At 73.2% G+C, this 19,667-nt stretch carries 17 protein-coding genes; 6 read left to right on the top strand and 11 right to left on the bottom strand.

What is annotated here, in order from left to right; genetic code table 11:
• Positions 1–10: 10 nt before the first annotated feature.
• The 8 genes from OHS33_RS34295 to OHS33_RS34260 all read right to left on the bottom strand — a co-directional run bounded on the left by OHS33_RS34295 (position 11) and on the right by OHS33_RS34260 (position 8,912).
• Positions 11–604 (bottom strand): DUF2867 domain-containing protein, encoded by a 594-nt coding sequence (locus tag OHS33_RS34295; protein ID WP_330334318.1) that lies wholly within the window; start codon positions 602–604, stop codon positions 11–13.
• A gap of 158 nt (positions 605–762) precedes the next feature.
• Positions 763–1,578 carry a hypothetical protein gene (locus tag OHS33_RS34290; protein ID WP_330334317.1) on the bottom strand — a complete coding sequence of 272 codons (816 nt, stop codon included), beginning with the start codon at positions 1,576–1,578 and terminating at the stop codon, positions 763–765.
• Positions 1,575–3,443 (bottom strand): GMC family oxidoreductase, encoded by a 1,869-nt coding sequence (locus OHS33_RS34285; protein WP_330334316.1) that lies wholly within the window; start codon positions 3,441–3,443, stop codon positions 1,575–1,577. Before OHS33_RS34285 ends, OHS33_RS34290 begins: the two co-directional genes overlap by 4 nt.
• Positions 3,440–3,892 (bottom strand): hypothetical protein, encoded by a 453-nt coding sequence (locus tag OHS33_RS34280; RefSeq protein ID WP_330334315.1) that lies wholly within the window; start codon positions 3,890–3,892, stop codon positions 3,440–3,442. The genes OHS33_RS34285 and OHS33_RS34280 overlap by 4 nt, the downstream gene beginning before the upstream one ends.
• Positions 3,893–4,090: 198 nt before the next feature.
• Positions 4,091–5,074, bottom strand: coding sequence for a deaminase domain-containing protein (locus OHS33_RS34275; RefSeq protein ID WP_330334314.1), 984 nt, complete (start codon positions 5,072–5,074; stop codon positions 4,091–4,093).
• A 173-nt stretch (positions 5,075–5,247) separates the two neighbouring features.
• Complete coding sequence (locus OHS33_RS34270; RefSeq protein WP_330334313.1) at positions 5,248–6,573, bottom strand: peptide MFS transporter; 1,326 nt, start codon at positions 6,571–6,573, stop codon at positions 5,248–5,250.
• 259 nt (positions 6,574–6,832) lie between these two features.
• Entirely contained in the window at positions 6,833–8,038 is a 1,206-nt protein-coding gene (locus tag OHS33_RS34265) for an amino acid aminotransferase (RefSeq protein ID WP_330334312.1), read from the bottom strand.
• Positions 8,031–8,912, bottom strand: coding sequence for a DMT family transporter (locus OHS33_RS34260; RefSeq protein WP_330334311.1), 882 nt, complete (start codon positions 8,910–8,912; stop codon positions 8,031–8,033). The genes OHS33_RS34265 and OHS33_RS34260 overlap by 8 nt, the downstream gene beginning before the upstream one ends.
• A gap of 319 nt (positions 8,913–9,231) precedes the next feature.
• Between OHS33_RS34260 and OHS33_RS34255 the strand changes: the two genes are divergently transcribed.
• The 4 genes from OHS33_RS34255 (at position 9,232) to OHS33_RS34240 (ending at position 14,662) form a co-directional block, all read left to right on the top strand.
• Positions 9,232–9,717 (top strand): Lrp/AsnC family transcriptional regulator, encoded by a 486-nt coding sequence (locus OHS33_RS34255; protein ID WP_330334310.1) that lies wholly within the window; start codon positions 9,232–9,234, stop codon positions 9,715–9,717.
• Positions 9,718–9,747: 30 nt separating this feature from the next.
• The gene (locus tag OHS33_RS34250; RefSeq protein WP_330334309.1) at positions 9,748–11,745 is read left to right on the top strand and encodes an AAA family ATPase; all 1,998 of its coding nucleotides are present in this window, start codon (positions 9,748–9,750) and stop codon (positions 11,743–11,745) included.
• 138 nt (positions 11,746–11,883) lie between these two features.
• A complete protein-coding gene (locus OHS33_RS34245; protein WP_330334308.1) occupies positions 11,884–13,278 on the top strand; it encodes a carotenoid oxygenase family protein in 1,395 nt (464 codons plus the stop codon).
• 298 nt (positions 13,279–13,576) lie between these two features.
• A complete protein-coding gene (locus tag OHS33_RS34240; RefSeq protein ID WP_330334307.1) occupies positions 13,577–14,662 on the top strand; it encodes a helix-turn-helix domain-containing protein in 1,086 nt (361 codons plus the stop codon).
• Here OHS33_RS34240 and OHS33_RS34235 read toward each other — a convergent pair.
• Positions 14,602–15,309: a TetR/AcrR family transcriptional regulator gene (locus tag OHS33_RS34235; protein ID WP_443065489.1), complete on the bottom strand. Its 708-nt coding sequence runs from the start codon at positions 15,307–15,309 to the stop codon at positions 14,602–14,604. The two genes, OHS33_RS34240 and OHS33_RS34235, sit on opposite strands and share 61 nt — an antisense overlap.
• A 227-nt stretch (positions 15,310–15,536) precedes the next feature.
• Here OHS33_RS34235 and OHS33_RS34230 point away from each other — a divergent pair, with 227 nt between their 5' ends.
• On the top strand, positions 15,537–17,267 hold the full coding sequence (locus OHS33_RS34230) for a CocE/NonD family hydrolase (RefSeq protein ID WP_330334305.1): 1,731 nt from the start codon (positions 15,537–15,539) through the stop codon (positions 17,265–17,267).
• A 4-nt stretch (positions 17,268–17,271) separates the two neighbouring features.
• On the opposite strand, the gene OHS33_RS34225 is transcribed toward OHS33_RS34230, so the two are convergent.
• Positions 17,272–17,778 carry a hypothetical protein gene (locus tag OHS33_RS34225; RefSeq protein WP_330334304.1) on the bottom strand — a complete coding sequence of 169 codons (507 nt, stop codon included), beginning with the start codon at positions 17,776–17,778 and terminating at the stop codon, positions 17,272–17,274.
• Between the two features lie 139 nt (positions 17,779–17,917).
• Here OHS33_RS34225 and OHS33_RS34220 point away from each other — a divergent pair, with 139 nt between their 5' ends.
• Positions 17,918–18,796 carry an MBL fold metallo-hydrolase gene (locus OHS33_RS34220; RefSeq protein WP_330334303.1) on the top strand — a complete coding sequence of 293 codons (879 nt, stop codon included), beginning with the start codon at positions 17,918–17,920 and terminating at the stop codon, positions 18,794–18,796.
• A gap of 42 nt (positions 18,797–18,838) precedes the next feature.
• Here the strand turns inward: OHS33_RS34220 and OHS33_RS34215 are convergent, their stop codons facing one another.
• Complete coding sequence (locus OHS33_RS34215) at positions 18,839–19,570, bottom strand: hypothetical protein (RefSeq protein ID WP_330334302.1); 732 nt, start codon at positions 19,568–19,570, stop codon at positions 18,839–18,841.
• Between the last annotated feature and the right edge of the window lie 97 nt (positions 19,571–19,667).

Here is a 19,667-nt window from a genome sequence, read left to right as displayed (position 1 = left end):
AGGAGCGGCGCTACTCCCGGCGCGCGGCTGCGGCGTTCTGCCACTGGCGGCCGATGCCCCGGAGCATCGCCGGGTAGACGGCCAGGTACCGGAACGGCTTGATGGCGGCCATGTAGGCGGTGCCGAGCAGCCCGTTCGGTTTCACCAGGACGGCCATCTGGCCGTGGTAGCGGTCGGCTCCGTCCGGGATCCAGCCGATGTGGAGCACCGCCTGTACGGTCCGGTTGGACAGCTCCGCCGCCCACTCGTCGTGCGTGAGGTAGAGCGAGGTGAACGGGAGCGTGGCGAAGGCGGGCCCCCGGGGGCCTTCGAGGAGGTCCGCCGGGAGCCGGTCCCGCAGTGTCCGTGCCCGAGTGCCGGGCCGGGCATCGGGCTCGTCCCAGCCGAGGAGTTCCCCGACCTTCCCGCGGAGCGCGAAGAGTGCGCGCGCCACGGGAGAGGAGGTGTTCGTGGCGCTGCCGCTCGTGAACTGGTGCACCAGCAGCGCGAGGTCGTCGGGGCCGCCCGGCGTCGGGAGCGCCCACACGTCCTCGACCCGGAAGTCGGCCGCGATCTCGTGGATGCGCCAGGGGCGGGTGGTGTGCGCGGTTCTGGGGATTCTCATGAAGGTGCCCTCGTCCGTAGGACGCCCATCCATACGATGGCGTATGGATGGAGGCTAGCGATCCGCGACCGGGCCCGGCCACCGCAGCCGCGCCGAGGTGATGCGGCTGACCGGGCAATGGCTGCTGCGGCAGCCCGCCCGGGGCGGGTCCGGGCGGATCAGGCCAGGTAGTACGGGCGGTTGTGGGCGGCGACCGGGGGTGACTGGAAGGTCCACGCGCCCGCGGGTGCGGTGGCGTGGATGAGGTGGGTGAGGTCCTGGCCGACGGCGCCGGACGGGTCGTGGACGGTCAGGCGTGCGCGTCCGGCCGCCTCGGGCGCGGTCAGGTCGTACCAGTGGTAGGGCTGGTACACGTTCATCGGGCCGGCCAGGGTCCGCCCGTCGGGTTCGGTTCCGTAGCCGGTGATGGGGGTGTTGTTGGCAGTGACCGGGCGCAGGCCGTTCAGGTCCGCGGCGAGGGAGAACAGCGGGGTGGCGTCGGCCGCGTGGCAGTGGATGTTCCAGGCGTCGCCGGCGGGGCCGTTGAGCGAGGGCATCTCCGCGCTGAACGTGCCGGGGTACTTCGGCTCCGCGTACAGGAGGCGTCCGGCCTCGATGGCCAGGGGGTTGTCGCACAGGACGTGGACGCGGCCGATGCCGAGGAGCTTGGTCTGGTCGTGGCCCTGGGCGTACTGCGCGTAGCTGACCCGCGGCACCCGGTCCGCGGCCGCCGCCGGGTGGGCGACGATGTTGACTTCGATCTCCTGGGTGATGCCCCCGCCGTTCGGGTACTGGGCGAAGTACAGCTGGTAGTTGAGCGAGACGAGCGCGTATCCGGCGAAGTCCGCGGCGGTCAGGGCCGGATGGTGTTTGGCCAGCACCTCTCTCACCGGGTCCGGATGGACGAGGTAGTCCAGGCCGATGTTGTGCAGGGCCCCGTAGTGGAAGGGCAGTTGGTAGGGCGCGGCGACGGGCGGCAGGGGCAGCGGGCTCACAGGGTGGCTCCACGGGCTCGTAGGTCGGTGAGGGTGACGGGCCGGTCGCGGCCCGCCAGGTCGGCTTCGATGCGCTCGCAGCTGCGCAGGGCGAGGGCGGCCATGGTCAGGGTGGGGTTGGAGGTGGCGACCGACGGCATGCTTCCGCAGCCCACCGCGTACAGGCCGGGGTGGTCCCAGCAGCGCTGCCAGGGGTCGACGACGGAGTCGTCGGGTGAGCTGCCCATGATGTGGGTCCCGGCTCCGTGTCCGGCTCCCCGGTAGCCGTAGGTCCGGCCCTCGTGCTCGAAGCGGCCGGGCCAGGCGGGCGCGTTGAACTCGGTGTGGTCCTCGGCTCCCAGCAGGGTGAAGACCTGGTCGGAGACCGCTTTGGCGGCGGCGATGCCCGCTTTGACGTGGTCGTCGAGGCCGTACGTCACCACCGGCCGGGGCAGGCCGAGTGCGTCGCGCTCGCGCGGGTCGAGGGTGATCCGGTTGGCCGGGTCCGCGCTCTGTTCCATCTCGAACTGCAGGGTGAACTGGCGCCCGACGCGGTCGGCCACGGCCGCGCGCAGCTCGCTCCCGCGCAGTCCCCGCCCGTCCGCGCCGTTCAGCAGCTCGGCGACGTCGGTGTCGACCGGCCCCTTGGCCCACACCCAGCCCCAGTTGCCGATCTCGATGCGGAAGGGGGCGCGCGAGCGGCGGCCCGGACCCGAGCGGAATCCCTCGATCCCCGAGGTGGAGCCGGGCCCCCGGTACGGGCCGATCCGCTCGGGCATGAGTCCCCAGGTCAGCAGCACGGGGTGGTCCATGAGGTTGCGGCCGACCTGGCCGCTGCGGTTGGCCAGGCCGGACATCAGGAGCAGCTTGGCGTTCTCGATCGCGTGCGCGGCCAGCACCACCACATCGGCGTCGGCCGTGTGCGTGGTCGCGGGCCCTCCCCCGTCCGGTGCCGGGTACGCGAGGTACGTGACACCGGTGGCGCGGCCGTTCCCGTCGGTCAGCACCCGGCTGACCACGGCCCGGTCCACCAGGGTGACCGAATCCGCCCACTGCGCCTGCGTTTTGAGCGGGGTGTACTTGGCCTGCGCCGGGCAGTGGGGGATGCACATCGCGTGTCCCACGCACCGGCTGGCGGGGTCGGGCCGCCCGTGGGCGCCGATGGGCACGTAGCCCGCTCCGCCGTCGTAACCGGGGTGCGCCACGCCGTTGCGGGCGTGCGGGGTGCCGACCACCCGCAGCTCCACCGCTTCCGCGGCGGTGGGATCGACGACCCGCCGGCCGTCGAGGCGCTCGGCCATCACCCGGTCCAGACGGCTCAGCGCGAGGGCCCGCATCGGGAAGACGTACCCCTCGGGAAAGGGCAGCCCGACGTGCGCGCGCTGCTCCCCGGCGTCGGCGGCCACGCCCAGCGCGTGTTCGGCGGCCCGGTAGTGGGGCTCCAGCTCCGTGTAGCTCAGGGGCCACCTGCGTCCGTAGCCGAACGCCTCGGTGTCGAAGTCCTCGGGCAGCATCCGCGGGGTCAGGCCGGTCCAGATGGTTCCGGTGCCGCCGTTCGCGCGCAAGTACCCACTGGCGTACGGGAGTTCACCGTTCTGGACGAGGTATCCCTCGGCGCGGTAGCCGCCGCCGTCGAGCCCCCTCAGGTCGGTGACCTCGGGCCAGGGGGCGGCCCGGTTCGGGAGCTGGGTTGAGCTGGGCACCTTCACCGGCGCCGTGAAGTACCGGCCCAGGGCGTCCCGGTGCGCCTGCCCGGGGTCCGCCTGCGCGACCCCTGCTTCCAGCACCAGGACCCGCCGCCCGCGGTCACCCAGGTACCGGGCGACGAGGGAACCGGCGATCCCGCCGCCGACCACGATCACGTCGTACCGCGACGGGCCGCTCACCGGCCCGCCCCCGCGCGCTCCGCGGTGGCGGCGTCGGCCGGGGCATCGGCCCAGCTTCCGTGGCCCGCCGGGGAACTCCCGGGAGCGTGCCCGCCCACGGCCCGCCACACCAGCCCGGCCGCATACGCCCGCGCCGATGCGACGAACGGCCCGCTCTCCCCCGGGATCCCGGGCCAACCGCCGGTGTACCAGAGGTGGATCACCGCCCTGGCCGCTTCCTGGAGGCCCGGCTCGGGCGACTCCGGAGCGGCCAGGAGGCGTTCGTAGCGGACGGGTCCCAACTGCCGCCGCACGATGGCCAGATACTCACCGGCCACGCCGAGACCGCACAGTTCGTCACCGCTGAAACCGGTCAGCCCGGCCGAAAGTTCGATGAATCCGTCCAAGGCGCCGGTCGCCTGTCCGGCCCCGCGTCCGTCGTCCTGTACTGCCCCCGCTGCCTGCACCACGTCCCCTTCCGTACGTGGCCGGGCGCGGGGTCACGCACCGCCTCGCCCCTCGGTCACGCACGGTGATCAGCCCTGCCCCGGCGCGGCACCCGGCATGCGCCCGCACCGGCGAGAGGCCGGATTTCATTCCTCATGGACCGAAACCACGACGCGTCGCCCTGCCGGAACGCCCGGCCAGAACGCCCTGCCGGAGCCCCGTCAGCGGGCGGCCGGGAAGACCTTCAGCCAGGTGCCAGCCGGGCCCGCGGTGGCGTCGCCGTACCCGAGCCCGTCGGTCCGCGCGGCCGTGGCCTCGTAGGAGACCTCGATCCGCACCTTCGGGAAGTCCGCGATGAAGGCCGCCACCGCCGTGCGCCCGGCCTGGCTCGGCCCCCGCTCGCAGACGAGCCGGACGGTGCCCTGGTTGATGCCGTTGATCCACTTCCGGAAGGACTGCGGGCGCATCTCCTGGCCGGGGGCCATCGTGTCGCGGATGTTCGCCGCGACCTGGTCCAGGACGGCCGCCACCTCGTCGAGCGGAGCCGCGACGGCGGTGGGCGCCGGGTAGAGGAACGAGGCGTGGGGCTGCTGGTCGACCGCCGTGAACGTGCCCTGGAAGCGGTAGCCGTCCGGCCCGGCCACCTTGGCGTCGAAGGTCGCGGTGGCGGCGTACAGCGGGGTGCCGGGGTGGTTCTTGATCCACAGGTCGCCGGCGCCCTGCTCGGCGTCACCGATGCCGTAGGAGCCGTAGAGGCCGTCACCGGCCTGGAGCAGCCTCGCGGTGCCGCCGCTGAACAGGGCGTTGCGGTAGCGGACCTGGAAGTCGAGGGCCGGGAAGTCGGTCCGGAAGTCCTTGATCACCGACCGGCACGAGTGGCACGGCCCCATGTCGGAGTACAGGTCGACGGTGCCCCTGCGGACGGCGCCGATCCGCGCCTTGTACTGCGCGGTGCTCGCACAGCCCAGGTGGCGGTAGATCCGGTCGGCGAGGAGGTTCACGACCTGCCGCTCGGCGTCCTTGCGGTGCTGGATGCCCTGGAGGGCTCCCTTGTGGTCGGCGGGCTCGGGCAGGTCCTTGTAGTAGTTGTCCCCGCGCAGTTCCTGGTGCGAGACGCTCTCGACCTCGCCCACGAGGTCCGCGTACCCGATGAAGGTGATCGAGTACTGCAGTCGTGCCGTGTTCCTGAATGCCGCCGTGCTCATGGGCCCCCCACTCGCTCCCGGCGTACGCCGCGACCCGGCCGGACGGCCGGATCCCCCTCGCCGTACCCCGCCCGAACACCATGCCGCAGGGAAGTGGCAGTGCAATAAACGAACACTCAACGCCCCCGCCGGCGGCCGCGGACCGGTCGGGCCCGGGGCCGGGGGCCCGGCCGTCACTCGCCGGTCAGCAGCCGCAGTCCCGGTGTGGCCGCGGCCATGGCGAGGCCGGCGGTGACCGCGAGGCCGCCCAGGGCCAGGTAGAGCGCGGCGCCGGTGAGGTGGGTGGCCACCTGGCTGCCGATCGCGTCGCCCGCCGCGGCGGCCAGGAAGAAGAGCCCCACGAGCTGGGATCCGGTGCCCGCCGGGGCCAGTTTGTGGCTCATGGACAGTCCGGTGGGGGCGAGGAAGAGTTCGCCCAGGCTCAGCAGCACGTACAGGCCGACCAGCCAGAGCAGGGAGATGTGCACGCCGCCGGTGGCGCGGCCCGCCGCGAGGGCGAGCAGGAGGAAGGACAGCCCGCCCAGGACGAGCCCCGCGGAGAACTTCGCCGGGGAGGAGACGCGCGCCTTGCGCCACACGAAGGCGAGGACACCGGCGAAGGCGATGGTCATGACGGGGTTCAGGGCCGCCTGCCAGGTGACCGGGATGCCCCTCATGTCGACGTGGTCCGCGGCGAACAACTGCACGTTGGACGCGGCCAGGTCGAAGATGCAGAAGAAGGCGACGGCGGCCGCGAAGAGCCGCGCGTAGGCGCGGAGGCCCGCCCGGCCCCGCTCGTCGAGATCGGTGCGGCGCAGCAGCTTCACGAGGTAGCCGACCGGGACGACCACCGCCAGGACGGCGAAGGCGGTCAGCGCGCCCGACAGCGTCAGGGTGCCGGTCGCCCGGGCCGCGACACCGGCCGCGAGCACACCGGCCGCGCTCCACAGCGCCCGGACGGCCACCCCGCGCGCTTCGGTGCGGGTCAGCGGACGGCCGGGAGAGTCGGCGGCCTCGCGGAGGCTGCCCGACAGCTGGAACACCACCAGGCTCAGGGCCATGGCGACGGCGGCCGCGCCGAAGGCGACGTGCCAGCCGAAGTGCAGGCCGAGCCAGCCCACCAGGAGGGTCGCCGCCAGTCCGCCGACATTGACGCTCGCGTAGAACTTGCTGTAGGCCGCGTCCCGTTCCTGGTCGGTCCGCTCCGCATAGAGCGTGCCCACCAGCGCCGTCATGTTGGGCTTCTGCAGACGGGTGCCGACCGCGATCAGGACGAGCCCGGCGTAGACACCGCCCGCTCCGGCCTCCACGGCGAGCGCGATGTGCCCGGCCAGGATGGCGACCCCGCCGATGAGGGCGGTCTTACGGGCGCCGAGCAGCCGGTCGGCGATCCAGCCGCCCGGCAGGGCGGTGAAGTAGCAGGCCGACAGGTAGGCGCCGACGAGCGCGACCGCCGTGCCCTTGGCCATGCCGAGACCGTGGGCGGTGTCGATCAAGAAGAGCGCGAGGACCGCGCGCATTCCGTAGAAGGACCGCCAAGGAGAACCGCTCGGCTGCTTCGCTCAGGCACAGCGGAAGCAGACCCTTGCGGGTGCGGTTCTCTGCGATCACCTCCGCCCTCTGCTCGGTACACGTCGACATGGTGGTGTTCCAGACCCTTGGGATGCTTCCGCCGCAATGCTCTGCACGGAATGCGCTGACGGTGCTGACCCTTCCCAGGAAACACCGCCGGGGCCCGCCCGCACACCGGCCGAAAGGACACTGTCCGCGCGGCGTGGGTCACGCGGAGCCCGCCGAAGGGCCCGTGACCGCCGCGATGCCCCGGGCCAGGCAGGGGATGCGGTGCTCCGGGATGCCCGCGATGTTCACCCGCCCCGCGGCCGTTCCGTAGATCGCGAACTCCGTGCGCAGCCGCAGCATCTGCTCTCCCGTGAGCGGCAGCATCGAGAACATGCCCTTCTGCCGGGCGAGCGTCCGCGCCTCGCCGGCCCGGCCGAGGTCGCTCAGAACGGCCGCCAGTACGGCGCGGTGGGTGGTGATCCTGCCCCGCATCAGCTCCAGTTCCGCGCGCCAGGAGGCCCGTAGCCCGTCGTCCTCCAGGATCGTCGTGACGACGGCGGCGCCGTGCTCCGGGGGCATCGAGTACTGGGTGCGGGCGGCGTTCTGCAGGGCCGTCTCGGCGTGCCGCGCGGCCCCGGCGGAGGCGCCGAGGACGATGGCGCCGCCGACGCGGTCGCTGTAGAGGCCGAAGTTCTTCGAGCAGCTGACGGCGATCAGCATCTCCGGCACGCGCTCGGCCAGCATCCGGGTGGGCAGCAGGTCGGCCTCCAGTCCGTCGCCGAGCCCGTGGTAGGCGAGGTCGACGAACGGGATCCAGCCGCCGCGCACGGCCGACTCGGCGAGCGCCTGCCAGTCCTGCGGCAGCGGGTCGACCCCGGTCGGGTTGTGGCAGCAGCCCTGGAGGAGGACCACGTCGTCGCGCCCGGCGCGGGCCAGCTCCCGCAGCACGCCCTCCGTGTCGAAGCCGCCCTCGGCGTCGCGCCAGCCGAAGCCGCGCACCGTCAGCCCGGCGGCCTCCAGGATGGGCCGGTGGTTGACGTAGGCCGGTTCGCTGATCCAGACGGTCGCGCCGGGGCGGGTGCGGTGGATCAGGTCGGCCAGCAGGCGCAGGGCGCCGGAGCCCGCGACGGTCTGCACGGCCGCGGCCCGGTCGGCCGGTCCGCCGGGTCCGGTGCCGAGCACCATCGCGAGGACGGCCCGGTTGAAGGCGGTGTTGCCGGAGAGCCCGCGGTACTCCTTGGAGGCGGAGCGTTCGGCGAGCCGGATCTCGGCCTCGCGCACGGCGGCCATGACGGGGGTGCGCCCGGTCTCGTCGCGGTAGACGCCGAGGACGAGGTCGAGCCGTTCGGACCGCGCGTCGGCCCCGAAGGCGTCGGTCAGCACCCACAGCGGATCGGCGGGCGGCGGCGGGAGCAGCTCAAGCATCTGCGGGAACCTCGGGTTGGGTGCGGGGACGGCGGTTGGCGAGGACGACGCCCGCGGTGATGAGCGGTACGCCGATGAGGACGGCGGGGGTCGGCGATTCCCCCAGCACCGGAACGGCGAGCAGGACGACGGCGACGGGGCTGAGGCTCCCGACGACCGAGCTGCGCTCGGCGCCCAGTCGGCGGATGGCGAAGGCGTACAGCAGGCCGGCGCAGAGGCCGACCCCGAGCCCCTGGACGACGAAGAACAGCGCGATGTCGGATCCGGCGGCGTGCGCGAGGCCGGTGGGCAGCACCCCGGTCAGCGCCAGGAGTCCGATGACGGCGAACGAGGGCAGGCAGAGCAGGCCGATCGAGCCGACCGGATCGAGGTCGACCTCCTTCAGCCCCACCGTGTACAGCGCCCACAGGCCGCTGGCGACCAGCAGGGTGCCCGCGCCTTCGAGGATGTCCGCGTCCACGGGGACCACGTGGTCCCGGACCAGCGCGGCCACGCCCACGGCGATCAGTGCGAGCCCGGCGGCCTGCAGGCCGCGCGGGACGCGCTGCCCGCGGGCGACCATGAGCGCGGAGACGAACAGCGGGACCATGCCGGGCACGATCGAGCCGACGAAGGCCGCGGAGGTGAGGGCCCCGCCGTGCATCGCCGCGAGGAAGAAGGGCACGCCCGCCCCGCAGACGATCTTGGCGGCGGCGGCCGGGCGCACCGCGGCGATCCGGCGGCGGCGCCGCCACAGGGCGGGGGCCAGCACCAGGAGCGGTACGCCGAAGCGCAGCAGGGCGGCGTCCGCCGGCAGCAGGGAGGACGCGCTCAGGGCGCGGGCGCTGAGCGCGAAGGCGGCCCAGATCGCCACGGTCACCAGGAGCGCCGCCATGCCCACGCTCTGTGGGGAGAACCGGCGCGCGAGCGCTCGGCCGGGGCCCGGGGAAGGGGCCGTGACCGGGGGGTCGATGGCGACCAAGGGGGTTGCTCCAGGTTCTGGGGGCTCGGGCCCGTCGGGGCGGGGCTCGGGGCCCGTCGGGGGGTGGTGCGGCAGGGACAGCGGGGTGCGCAAGGGAGTCAGATGCGGCCAGCGCGGCCGGATCCCGTCCCTCCGCAACGCTAGGGCTTGTGCCGGGGCAGTCGATTGCCAGTTCTGCCTCCTGGACATACGTTTGGGGCAGAATCTGCCAAGGATCCGCCGAGGAGTGGCCATGGACGCAGTCGATCTGCAGATCATCCGGGAATTGCAGGCCGACGGCCGACTGTCCAACCAGGACCTCGCCGACCGCGTCCGCCTGTCTCCCTCGCCGTGTCTGCGGCGGGTCCGGCGGCTGGAGGAAGCGGGCCTGATCCGCGGCTACACGGCCGTGGTCGACCAGGTCGGCTTCGGACTCCCGATCACCGTCTTCGTACGAATACGCCTGGAACGGCACACGGCGGAGGCGGTCCGGCTCTTCGAGCAGCACGTCGCGCTCATCGAGCACATCCAGGACTGCTATCTGATGGCGGGCAGCAGCGACTACCTGCTCCGGGTCGTCATAGAGGACCTGGAGGCCTACGAATCCCTGGTGCGTGACCGGATCCACGCCATCCCCGGCATCGCCTCGATCGAGTCCAGCTTCGCCTACGGCAGCGTCAAGCAGTCCCGGACGTACCCGCGCCCCACTCCCGGAGGCCGCGCCCGACCGGCCAAGTGACCTGGCCAGGGCCTCGGTTACGATGCCACCATGGTGTCCGTCGGCGAACGACTCAGCCGGGCCCGGGTCCGGGCCTTCATCGGCCGGGACGAGGAACTCGGGCACTTCGAGCACGCCTTGACCGGCGATCCGCACGCGCCGTTCGCGTTCTACGTGCACGGGCCGGGCGGCATCGGCAAGTCGACGCTGCTGCGCCGCCTCGCGGACCGCGCCCGCGCCGCGGACCGGCCGCTCCTCGAACTCGACGGCCGCTTCGTCGACCGGGACCCCGCCGACTTCGAGCGGGCCGCCGGACCCTTCCTGCGCGATCCGGGCACCGTGCTGCTCGTGGACTCCTTCGAGCACTGCCAATGGCTGGAGAGCCGGCTCTGGCACCACTTCCTGCCGCGGGCCGCGGACGGCGCCCTCGTCGTCCTGGCCGGACGGCGCGCCCCGCAGCCGCAATGGGCCGCCGACCCCGCCTGGTCCGGGCTCCTGCACATGACGGAGCTGGAGCCGTTCTCCGAGGACCAGGCCCGCAGCCTGCTCGCCGCCGCCCGGATCCGGCCCGAACTGCGCGACCCCGTACTCCGCTTCGCCGGAGGCAACCCGCTGGCCCTGTCCCTCGCCGCCGCCGCGGGATCGGCGGGCTGCGGCCGGGAGGACATCTGGGCCCCCTCCGCCGACGTCCTGCGCACCTTGCTGGCGGGGCTGATCGGCGAGGTGCCCACCGCCGCCCACCGGCGCGCCCTGGAGGTGGCGGCGCAGGCCCACTCGACGTCCGAGGAACTGCTCGCCTCGGTGCTGCCGGAGGAGGACGCCCACCTGCTCTTCTCCTGGCTGCGGGAGCTGCCCTTCATGGAGTCCACCCGGCGGGGGCTCCACCCGCACGACGCCGCGCGCGAGACGCTGGCCGCGGACCTGCGCTGGCGGGCGCCCAACGCCTTCGAGGCGATGCGCCGACGCCTCGCGGACGAATACCTGCGCCTCCTGCGCGAGGCACCCGAGGAACGGGTGTGGACCGTCACCGACGAACTCTTCTACCTCTTCCGCGAGGGGAAGACCCTGGCCCGGCTGCGCACCTGGTCCCGCGAGGACGAGGTGCACGACCGCGCCCTGCACCCGGACGACCTGGACGTCCTGCTGCGCATGGCCGAGGAGACCGAAGGGGCCGCCTCCGCCGAGCTGGTCCGCTACTGGGCCGAGAGGCAGCCGCAGGCCTTCAGCGTCTACCGCCTCGTCAGCACGGGCCGGATCGTGGCGTTCACCGCCCGGCTGGTCCTGCCCGCTCCGCCCGATCCCCGGGATCTGGCCACCGACCCCGTCATCGCCGCCGCGTGGCACCACACGGAGGCCACCGCGCCGGTGAGCCCCGGCGAGCACATCGGCGTCAGCCGCTTCTCCGTCTACCCCGAGCGGTACCAAGTCCCCTCGCGCGTCATCGACTTGAGCAGCTCCCGCGCCCAGGCGGAGGCGGCCCGCGCCCGGGGCCGCGCCTACGGATTCGCCGTCTTCCGGGACGCCGAGACCTGGGCCGCCCGCGTCAAGGGCACGCTGGAGGACACCGGGGCGCGCCCGCGGGTCGGCGCGTACACCTACGGGGTGTTCGGCGTCGACTGGCGGGGCATACCCGTGGAGGCGTGGATCCAGAGCTTCATATCGGCCACCGACACCCCCGTCGCCGCACCGCCCGGCCCGTCAGCCATCTCGCGCACCGCGTTCGACCAGGCCGTGCGCGAGGCGCTCGCGCACTGGCGCGACCCCGGCGCCTTCGCCGTCTGCGCCCTGCTGCGCACCCGTCTCGCGGCCGACTTCACCGATGCCGTCGAGGAGTCGCGCGCCCTGCTGCGCCGGGCCGTCGACGAGCTGGCCGACGACCCGCGCGCGGTGCGGGCCCGCGAGGCGCTGACGGCGGGGTACTTCTCCGGCGCCCCCACCCAGGAAGCCGCCGCCCGGCGCCTGGGCCTGCCGTACGGCACCTACCGGCGCCACCTGCGCCAGGGCCTGGACCTGCTGTGCGCGGCCTTGTGGCAGGAGGAGCTGCGGTAGGCGGCAGCGGCACCCGGTGGACAGGTGCGGACAGGAGTGGACAGTGACCGCCCCCGCCGGGTCTGGATAGTGGACAGCGCCCCGCCCGAGGCTGTGCGTCATGAACCTCCTGCACCGCACACGAAGGAGCAACCCCTCATGACCGCCGACAAGCCCTACCTGACCGGCCATTTCACCCCCGTCGTCAACGAGGTCACCGCCACCGGCCTCACGGTCGAGGGCACCCTGCCCACCGAGCTGACCGGCCGGTTGTTCCGCAACGGCCACAACCCCAAGCCCGGGGTCACCCCCACCCACTGGTTCAAGGGCAGCGGCATGGTCCACGGCATCCGGCTGCGCGAAGGCCGCGCCGAGTGGTACCGCAACCGCTGGGTGCACACCCCCGCGCTGGAGGGTGCCCCGTACATGACGGAGAAGGGGCCGGACCTGACGGCCAGCGCCGCGGGCACCCACATCATCGAGCACGGCGGTCGGCTGCTCGCGCTGTGCGAGGCCAACCTCCCCTTCGAACTCACCGCGGAACTGGACACGGTCGGCGCGTACGACTTCGGCGGCAAGCTGCGCACGGCGATGACCGCCCACCCCAAGGAGGACCCGGTGACGGGCGAACTCCATTTCTTCGGGTCGTCACCCTTCCCGCCCTTCCTGGTGCATTACGTCGCCGACGCCAAGGGCGAGATCATCCACACCGCCGAGGTGCCGGGGGCGACCGCCTCGCTCAAGCACGACTTCGCCCTCACCCGCCACCACGTGGTGTTCATCGAGGGCAACGTCACCTTCGATCCCGCCGAGCACTCGGGCATCCCCTACGGCTGGAGCGACCCGCACCCCGCCCGCATCGGTGTCATGCCCCGCGGCGCCAACGGAAACGGTGAAGCCCGGGAGGTCCGCTGGTTCTCCATCGAACCGGGCAACATGCTGCACGTCGCCAACGCCTACGAGGACGGCCTGGGCCGCATCGTCCTGGAGGGCCCCACCGTGGACCGCGAGGGCTTCCGGCTCTCCTGGAACTGGTGGACCGGCGCCCCCGGGCGCGGCACCGAGCCCGTCTCCCGCTCCTACACCCGCCGCTGGGTGGTCGACATGACGGCGGGCTGCGTCGACGAACGGATCGTCGACGACCTGCCGGTGGAGTTCCCGACCCTCAACGAGCGGTACCTGGGCGCCGAGAACCGCTACCACTACGCCGTCTCCTTCCCCGACGAGAAGGGTTTCGGCGGCTACGGCATCGTCAAGTACGACCGCACCACCGGCGCCCGCCGCATCCACCAGGTCGGCGACGCCCGCATGCCGGGCGAAGCCCTCTTCGTCCCCGCGGCCGGAGCCACCCGCGAGGACGACGGCTATCTGCTCACCGTCGTCTCGGACCTCAAGCAGGACGCCTCGCAGCTGGTGGTCCTCGACGCGTCGGGCCTCGACCGGATCGCCACCGTCCACCTGCCCCACCGGGTGAGTGCCGGTCTGCACGGCTCCTGGGTGCCCGACAGCGCCCGGGCCGGAGCCGATGGCTCCGTGGGCGCGCAGGACGCGTAGGGCGCGTAGGGCTGATCCTCCCGTGGCCGTCCCGCGCGGAGCAAGGGAGGTGACTGCCCCTCGGCAGCGGATCCCGGCCCCCCACCCCCGTGGGGGAGCCCCGATCCGGCCGGGACCTCCCGTGCTCCGCGTCGGAGGTCACCACGTTATGGCCGGAAAGAGCACCTGCCCCGGGGCAGCACGCGCCAGCAAGGGGACCCCTCGCGCCACCGGGGGACTCCCCGCGCCACGATGGGGGCATCAGGCCCCGGGTTCCCGCGTTCACCTGGCATTTCGTGCTGGTCTATGCTCAGCCCCCGTGGTCACGCACGCACATCAGGGGACGACGTCCTCCGCCCTCGTCCGCCTGAGCATCAATGCCGCACGTCTGCTCGGCGTACCCCCGCACGGATACACCCACCTGTTGGGCGTGGCCCCCGAGCACCTCAACGACGACCTGTGCCGGACCCCCTCCGCCACCGGCCTGCGCATCGCGGAACTGACGACCACCCATTTCCCCTGGGCCGATCTGTCCGTGGCGCTGACACAGACGTCGGGCATCGGCAGCCTGGGCATCTGGGACTACCTGATCACCTCCGCGCCCACACCGCTCGAAGGGATCCGGGACGCCTCGGCGTACTTCGCCGCCGTCGCCGACACCGGCACCGACGCCCTGCGGGTCACCGAGGACGGCGCCCAGGTCACCGTCTCCCACGTCAACCGGGCCGACCTGACCCATGAGGCGGCCAACGCCATCCGCGGCTTCGCCATGGGCCTGTACCAGCGCCGCCTCAGCGAAGCCGCCGGGCGCCGCCTCATACCCGTACGCGTGTCCCTGACCGCGAAGGCACCCCGCCGGCACCAGGACCTCGTCGAGCTGTACGGCACCCGCAGCATCGAGTTCGAAGCCCCGGACGCCTCGATCACCTTCCTCGCCTCGGACCTCCGCTCCCCGAGCCCGTACATCCAGCCGGGGCTGTCGGCCGTGCTGCGACGGCACGCCGAGCAGACCCTCGCCACCTCGATCCCGCTGCACGACTGGCTGGACCTCTTCCGCACCGCCCTGGCCTCCGCCTACGCCGAAGCCACACCGACGCTGTCCGCGGTGGCGCGCCGCCTGGCCATCAGCACCCGGACCCTCCAGCGCCGGCTGGACGAACACGGCACCGCCTGGAGCGACGAGGTCGAGACCGTACGCCGGACCCACATCACCCAGCTGCTCCACGGCACCGACCTCAGCATCGACTCGATAGCCGTCCGGAGCGGCTACGCCGACGCCCGCGCCCTGCGCCGCGCGGTCCACCGCTGGTACGGCACCACCCCCGCCGCCCTGCGCCGCGCCGGTCACGCCCCCGCGGTGAGTCCGTTGATCATGCGGTCGAGGAGCCGGTCGAAGACGGCCTGAGGGGCGGGCGCGGGGTGACGGGTGTCCGGCGTCATGGCTTCGGTGAGGCGGGGATACCGGCCCGTGGCGGCGATGGCCCCGAGGTAGCGGGCCTGCGCGGCGTCGAGTTCGCCCGCGGCGCGGCCGGCGGCTTCGGTCGCCTGCTCATGGGCGAGTTCGTAGGTGACGTGGCTGGCCACGAAACCGGTGAGCACGCTGAAGGTCTCCAGCCTCGCCCCGGCCTCCACCCCGGCGGAGCCGAGTAGCCCGAGCGCGTACTCCAGGACCGCGAGCGTGTGGGGGCCGAACGTCTGCCGGGAGGGCAGCGCCGCGGCCAGCCAGGGGTGGCTCCGCATCATCGCGCGTTGTTCGTGGGCGAGCTGCCGCAGGTCGGCGCGCCAGTCGCCGGAGGGTTCGGGCGGAATCCGGTGCTCGCCGCTGACCTGGTCGACCATCAGCTCCAGCAGGGTCTCCTTGTTCGGGACATAGCTGTAGAGCGACATCGTTCCGGCCCCGATGCGGGTCGCGATGGCGCGCATCGTGACGGCGGCGATGCCCTCCGTGTCGGCGATGGCCACCGCCTCCGCGGTGATCGCGGCGCGGCTGTGCGTCGGCGGCCGCCCGAGTCGCGGGCGTTCCGGCTGCGCCCAGAGCAGTTCCGGATCCACACCGGCCTTGCGGCCACCGACTTTCCCGTCGCCGCCCTTGCGGCCGCCTGTCTCGCGGCCGCCCGCCTCACGGCCGGAGCCGCTGGAGCCGCCGGATGCGCCCGGTGCGCCTGTACGGGCCATGGCAGCCCTCCTCTCTTCCGTGGCCCATCCAACCATCCGCTATCATTCTCGTACACCGTACGGGAATGATGGATCCTGTCCCCCGCTCCAGGAATCGAGGCACCATGACGAAGCCGCCCCTCTCCGCCCGGCTCATGCGGCGCTCCATCCGGGGCACTCCTCCCAAGCTCCACGACATCGGCTGCGAGACCCGCCTGGCGGTGCCCGCCGCCGACGGCAGCACCTTGCTGACGGACCATTACTTCCCGCTGGACGAGGGCGACTTCCCCACCCTCCTGATCCGCTCGCCGTACGGCCGGGGCCTGCCCTGGGCGCCGATGTACGGCATCCTCCTGGCCGAGCAGGGGTTCCACGTCGTCCTGCAGAGCTGCCGCGGGACCGGCGGCTCCGGCGGCGAGTTCCACCTCTGGCGCAACGAGGCCGCGGACGGCCTGGCCACCGTCGCCTGGCTGCGCCGCCAGTCCTGGTTCTCCGGCGTACTGGGGACCATCGGACCCAGCTACCTCGGATACGTCCAGTGGGCGCTCGCGCTCGACCCCCCGCCGGAGCTGCGCGCGATGGTGATCCAGGTGGGCCTGCACGACCCGCACGCCCTCTTCCACCCCGGCGGCGTTTTCTCCCTCGAAACCGCGCTGGTCGTCGCCCTGGGAATGACGAACCAGCACCGGGGCGTCCGGCGCTTCGCGGGCGCCACCCTGCGGCTGCAACGCCACCTGAGCAAGATCATGCGGACCCTCCCCCTCGGCGAGGCGTACGTACCCGGCCTCGGCGGACGCGTACCGCTCCTGGACGAGGCGATGGCCCACCCCGAGGCGGCCGACCCGCACTGGCACGGCGCGGACGTCGGAGCGGCGGCCGAGCGCACGACCGTTCCGACGAGCCTGATCGGCGGCTGGAGCGACGTGCTCCTCGACCAGACCCTGCAGCAGTACGAGCGGCTGCGGAACGCTGGATGCGACACCACCCTGCTCGTGGGGCCGTGGACGCACACCTCAGCCCTCCAGCAAGGCTGGCCCGAGGTCTTCGCCGAGAGCCTCGCCTGGCTACGGGCCCACCTGTGCGACGACCCGTCGGGCCTGCGGCCGACCAGGGCGCGGGTGCACGTGGGCGGCCGCCAGGCCTGGCAGGACCTCCCCGACTGGCCCCCGGCGGGCGCGGCTCGACGCTGGTACCCCGGCAACGGCGGCGCCCTGGACACCCGGCCCACGGCGCATACCGCACCACCGGTGTCCTTCCGCTACGACCCCGCTGATCCGACGCCCTCGGTCGGCGGGCCCGTGCTCTCCCCCAAGGCGGGCGGCCGGGACAACACCGCCCTGGAAGCGAGGGACGACGTCCTGACCTTCACCACCGCACCGCTCACCGAGCCGGTCAGCATCCTCGGGGCGGTCAGCGCGGAGCTGCGCGTCACCGTGGACACGGGCCACGCCGATGTCTTCGCCCGGCTGTGCGACGTGGACCCCCAGGGCCGCTCCACGAACATCTGCGACGGCATACGGCGGCTGCGGCCCGCCGGATCCGGTGCGGCGGAAGCGGCTCCGGATGCGGAAGCGGCTGCGGATCCGGAGCTGGATCCGGCTCCGGCCGCGATCCCCAACACGGTCACGGTGGCGATGAGTTCCACCGCCCATGAGTTCGCCGTCGGCCACCGGATCCGCCTGCAGATCAGCGGTGGCGCGCACCCCCGCTTCGCCCGCAACACCGGCACCGGCGAACCCCTGGCGACGGCCACCCGCCTCGCGCCGTCCGTGGTGACCCTCCACCATCCGTCCGCGCTCGTCCTCCCCGCCGTCACGGGGGATCCCGCCTCCGAGCCCGGGCCCGGAGCGGCGTAGCGCCTCAGACCCCGGCCGTGCAGAAGACGCACCCCTGCCAGAACGGCAGCCCGTCCAGCACCCGGTGCCGTACGCACGAGGCCCTCGCGGCCTCGTGCGGCCCGGGCAGGACGCCCGCGCCGGACCCCGCCCCGGACCGCGCGCCCGCGGGGTCGAACTCCTCCACCAGTGCGCGGTACGCGCGCAAGTGCCCCTCGGCGCGGGCCGGTTCGTACGTCAGCTCCTCCCACCGGTGGCGGGACAGTGCCAGATCGAGGACGCGCAGCAGGAAGCCCTTGGCCGCGGCCCGCTCCCGCTGCGTGTCCCCCCAGTCGAGCTCGGCCAGAGCGAAGCCGACGGCCCCGCGCCCCATCACGCTCTGGTCCTGGAGCGTCAGCAGGGCGGCGAAGCGGTGGTCCCACGGCTCGCGGGCCAGCGCGGACACGGCGAGGACCAGCACGTCCACGAACACCGCCGTGCCGCCGTTGGTCATCTCCAGGAACCGGCCGTCGCCGCCCTCGAACACGTTCATGGCTCCAGGGTAGAGAAGGCGGCCGGGGCCCTGGTGATCTTCCTCGCCCCGCGCTCACTACCCTCGGTCATGGGGGTGGCGGCAGCGCCCCCGCACTGCCCCTCCCCCGGCCGCACCCGCCTCGCTCAGGAGAACTCCCGTGTCCCACTGGCAGATCGGCGACATCGCCGTCCACCGCATCGACGAGATCGACCTCCCCCCGGCCACCGGCCCCTGGCTGCTGCCCGGAGCGACTCCCGAGGTGGTGGCCGGTTTCGACTGGCTGACGCCGTCCTTCGCCGCACCCGACGGCCACCTCCGGCTGTCCGTGCACACCTTCGCCCTGGAGATCGCCGGGCTGCGCGTCCTCGTCGACACCGGCATCGGCAACGGCAAGACCCGCGCCAACCCGGCCTGGAACGACCTCGACACCGCCTACCTCGAGCGGCTCGCCGCCGCCGGATTCGCGTCGGAGAGCATCGACCACGTGATCCTCACCCACCTCCACGCGGACCACGTGGGGTGGAACACCCGCCCGGGCCCCGGCGGTTCGTGGCTGCCCACCTTCCCGAACGCCCGCTATGTGACCTCGGCGGCCGAGGACGCCCACTGGTCGCAGGTGCAGGACATGGAGGAGAGCCGGCGGCTGATGCTGGACGACTCCGTCGAACCGGTGCGCGCGCACGGCCTGCTGGACCTGGTGGACGTCGAGGAGGGCGGTACACGGCTCCTGCCCGGCCTCACCCTCGTCCCCATGCCCGGTCACACCCCGGGGCAGATCGCCGTCCGCCTCGACAGCGGCGCGCACTCGGCGGTCATCACCGGCGACTGCGTGCACCACCCGGTGCAGCTCGCGGACCCCGCCCTGTGCAGTTGCGTCGACATCGATCCGGTGGCGGCCGTACGCTCCAGGACCCGGCTGCTGGACGAACTCGCCGACACCGACACCCTGTTGCTCGGCAGCCACTTCCCGCCCCCGACCGCCGGGCTGGTGCGGCGCGACGGCGACGGCTTCCGGCTCGTGCCCGCGCGTCACTGACCGGCGCGCGGGGTTCGTGGCCGCGACCGGGGTGACACGGCGTCAGGCCGGGGCGTTCCAGGCGTTCGTCAGGCCGTCCAGCCAGGCGGGCGGCAGCTCCGCGGCGTCCCACTCCTCGCGCAGCGCCTGCGGCGCGGTGACGAGCCGCTCCAGTACGGCGATGCTCGTGACGGAGTGGACGAGCGAATAGCGGCCGTGCACCGCGATGCTGCTGCCCGGTCCGAACGCGCCGAACAGCCGTTCCAGCCGGACCCGGTGGGCCGTGGAGAACTCCGCCAGCCGCCCGGGATACCCGGCCCGCTGACGGGGGCTCATCGTGGTCAGGACGGCGGCGAGCACCTCTTCGGTCACCTCCGGGTCCAGCTCCGAGAGCTCGGTGAACGACAGGTACAGCGGTGTGAGGGCCACCCGCGCCCGCTCCACCTCCATGCGCCGGGCCCGGGTGCGTTCCCCTGCCGGGACGGACCGGCCGACCTCTCCCACGACCCGCAGCAGGGTCCGCTCGGTGACGGCGCCGAGGTCCTCCAGGAGGTCACCGGCGCCGTCGAGCCAGCCCGACTCGTACGCCTCGCCCTTGTCCCCCGGCGCGCTCCGACCGCCGCCGCTCAGCTCTTCGTAGGCGAGGACCAGCGCCCCCGCCTCCAGCAGCCCCATCAGGTGCCGTGCGTCATCGGAAGGGACCCCGGCCCGGGCGAGGAGCTGGAGCAGCGTCGCCCTGGCATTGTCGACACTGACCTCGTCCGGCCAGTGCCGTCCCTCCTCGGCCGTGCTCATCGGTTCCTCCTCAGCGCTCGGGTGGTGCGGTGCTTCCCACGAGATCGTTCCCTTCAGCGGTCACAGTACGTGGCGCAGGTGACGGCTTCCGGGCCAC

Origin of the sequence: Streptomyces sp. NBC_00536 (assembly GCF_036346295.1) — a bacterium.
Taxonomy (GTDB): Bacteria; Actinomycetota; Actinomycetes; order Streptomycetales; family Streptomycetaceae; genus Streptomyces.
Note: the sequence above shows the minus strand (reverse complement) of the source record. Positions and strands in the feature narration are given on the sequence as shown.